Raw genomic sequence first — 2,449 nt, 5'->3', positions numbered from 1 at the left:
GTATATATAGAGAACGGGACAATTGTCCTGGACGATTTGCATAAATATGATATGGATCGCAATAAAGTATCATTGATGCTTCAAATGAAGATTTTTGGCCGCGGCAGCCGTGGAAGCGATGATCGATTGATGCATCGCTTGTCGTCACCGGAGATTGCTCAACCTGGGGGCAAAAAAGTAAGAGCATGCCTGGCTGCCTCTAAAGGCTCTGGAGAAGCCGTGCAAGAATGCATTGAGACCGCCGAAGCCATGGGCATCACCGAAGACTTCATGAACTTCTACTTCTATGCCGACGAGGTTATGGACAATGCCGCTAGGGTGAAATGCGGAAGAAATTAAACGTGCGGATTGTCAATCTCCGGCAACAAAAAACATCCACTGGCCGGCCGGCGTAATGCCGACGCGGTAGAAGATGTAGGCGCCGAACTGCTTCATGTCGTTATAGTCGCCGGCGGTGACGATCTTGAACAGCTCGACCCGCTGCTTGGCGTCGAGCTTGTCGAGCGGCAGGGCGAAGAAATACGGCCAGACATAGAGTTCCTGCGGCGTGCCGGCATCGACATGGACGTAGCCGGCGCTCAGCACCTCTTCCATGATGGCGAGGATTTCCTGACCCTCCGAGTCGCCGGCAAGCCCCTTGAGGAAGGTGATCGGATCGCCCTCGATGTCGCCCAGCGACAGCTGTGTCATCGAATCGCCCTTGCCGATCAGCGGCCTGAGCTTCTCGATGTCGCCGCTCCGGCAGGCCTCGACGATCAGATCATGCATGCGCTTGACCGGTTCCGGCAGCTTGGCGAGGTCGTAGACGACTTCCGGCGGCGGTGCGTCCGGGTCGGAGTTCGGGCTGGCGGTACCGCCGTCGTTCGCAGGCCCTTCCGGCTGGCTCTCCTCGGGCGCGTTGCCCGGCTGGCTGGTGGCGGGCGGGGTCGTGCCGAGCGGATCGGGCATCGGCACGGCGCTGCCGGGCGGCGCCATGTCGTCATCGGCCGATGGTGTCGCCGGCGAGGGCAGGTCCTCGCGTTTGATCTCGCTCAGGGCATGGGCAGGGCTGATCGTGAGGCTGAGCGCCAGCGGAATCGCGGCGCAGAAGGCGGCAAGCCAGAGGCTGAAAACCAGGCCGCGCGGCTGGCCTGAGGTCGAAAAATTCACCGCCTGCCTCTCCATGTGCCCAAGCCCGCCGGGCTGCTCGGGCCGGTTGGGTGCCTTTGATGCAATGATGCCCAAACGGCGCGCCGCCGTCAAAGAACCGGGCTCAGTGCTTCAGCCGCTCCGGTTCGAAGGCGCCGGCGATCACCTTTTCACGCATGCGATCGAGCAGGGCAAGAGCCGAGGTTTCGCCATTTGCGCGCAGCATCTCGCCAAACGCGGTTTCAAGCGCTGCCTCGGCGATGATTTCCGGCTCGATGCCGGCCGACAGCCCTTCCGCCCACGCCTCGCTATGGCTTTCCACGGCGGTCAGGCGCTTCTCCTCCCTGACCAACGCGTCGATGTCGTTGACGGCATGTTCCATTGCGATGTCCACCCTGTTCATGCGGCGATCCTTTGTGCGGACCGGGCCTGGGCTGTCCCTTTCACACGCGGGCTTGAGTAACCGTTTGTAAATACGACATTTTTGGGGTCATACCCGACAAAATCCGTCGCGTTGCAAAAGCCTGCGTTCGATAGTTTCCAAACTTAGCCGATTAGGCCGGCGAGCGGCACCAAAACCTTCAGTTTGAGTTAATTTCACATCCGCACCGTAACGTTTCGTTAACGCTGTTGCAGAAGTGCAACATAAGGATTGCACCAAGATGGCGGCATAGACAAGCGCTGGTTCTGAAAACCTGTGGGTGGCGAGGGGGCGGGAGGCCGGATGCCGTCAGTTGCCGTAGCGCGAGGCGATGTCGCGCGACAGCGTCTCGCCTTCCTTCATGTAGCGGCTGATGGCTTCCGTAGCCGAGGCCGTGCATTGCGTATAGGTGCCGCCGAAGGAACGGTAGCCGCGGTTGAACGAAGCGATGAAGCGGGCCCGCCGCTCAGGGTCGGGGTTTTCCGATGCCAGCAGCTTTTCCATTTCGACCCGCCACTGGTCGCCCTTCTCGCCGCAGAGATTGCGCAGGAAATGAAGCGATCCCAGCACTTCCGCCAACCGCATCAGCCCTGGTTCGAACGGCGCCTCGGCGGGGAACGCCGGCCAAGCCGTCAGCGCCATGCTGGCGGCAAGGCATGCGGCAAGGAGAGGCGAGGCGCGGGTCATCGGGACCTTGTCGTGGCGAGGATAAGGCTTTGTGGCGAAACATTTTGTCGCCTGCAAGGCGATTTTCGCGGCCCTACGCTCCTGTATTTTTCTGAGACCCGAGCAATTCCTCCGCCACCTCGAAAACGTCTCCCGCCAGCGGCATGGTTACCATCTCGGCAAGCGAATAGAACGCCGCGGCCTCGGCATCGTCCCTGGCCACCGGCTCGCCGC

Annotated in this window: 4 protein-coding genes; 1 reads left to right on the top strand and 3 read right to left on the bottom strand. The window is 60.9% G+C overall.

Going from position 1 to position 2,449, the window contains the following annotated elements; translation table 11 throughout:
* Positions 1-339, top strand: a 339-nt coding sequence (locus tag EOA33_RS39440) for a hypothetical protein (protein WP_190234437.1), incomplete at its 5' end; no start/stop codon positions are given.
* Positions 340-351: 12 nt separating this feature from the next.
* On the opposite strand, the gene EOA33_RS32305 is transcribed toward EOA33_RS39440, so the two are convergent.
* From EOA33_RS32305 to EOA33_RS32295, 3 genes are all read right to left on the bottom strand, one after another.
* The gene (locus EOA33_RS32305) at positions 352-1,149 is read right to left on the bottom strand and encodes a hypothetical protein (RefSeq protein WP_189347552.1); all 798 of its coding nucleotides are present in this window, start codon (positions 1,147-1,149) and stop codon (positions 352-354) included.
* A gap of 103 nt (positions 1,150-1,252) precedes the next feature.
* Positions 1,253-1,510, bottom strand: a complete 258-nt coding sequence (locus EOA33_RS32300) for a hypothetical protein (RefSeq protein WP_126059159.1) — start codon at positions 1,508-1,510, stop codon at positions 1,253-1,255.
* A 348-nt stretch (positions 1,511-1,858) separates the two neighbouring features.
* Entirely contained in the window at positions 1,859-2,236 is a 378-nt protein-coding gene (locus EOA33_RS32295) for a TIGR02301 family protein (protein ID WP_126055696.1), read from the bottom strand.
* Positions 2,237-2,449 lie beyond the last annotated feature (213 nt).

The organism is Mesorhizobium sp. M4A.F.Ca.ET.050.02.1.1, assembly GCF_003997725.1.
Lineage (GTDB): Bacteria > Pseudomonadota > Alphaproteobacteria > Rhizobiales > Rhizobiaceae > Mesorhizobium.
Note: the sequence above shows the minus strand (reverse complement) of the source record. Positions and strands in the feature narration are given on the sequence as shown.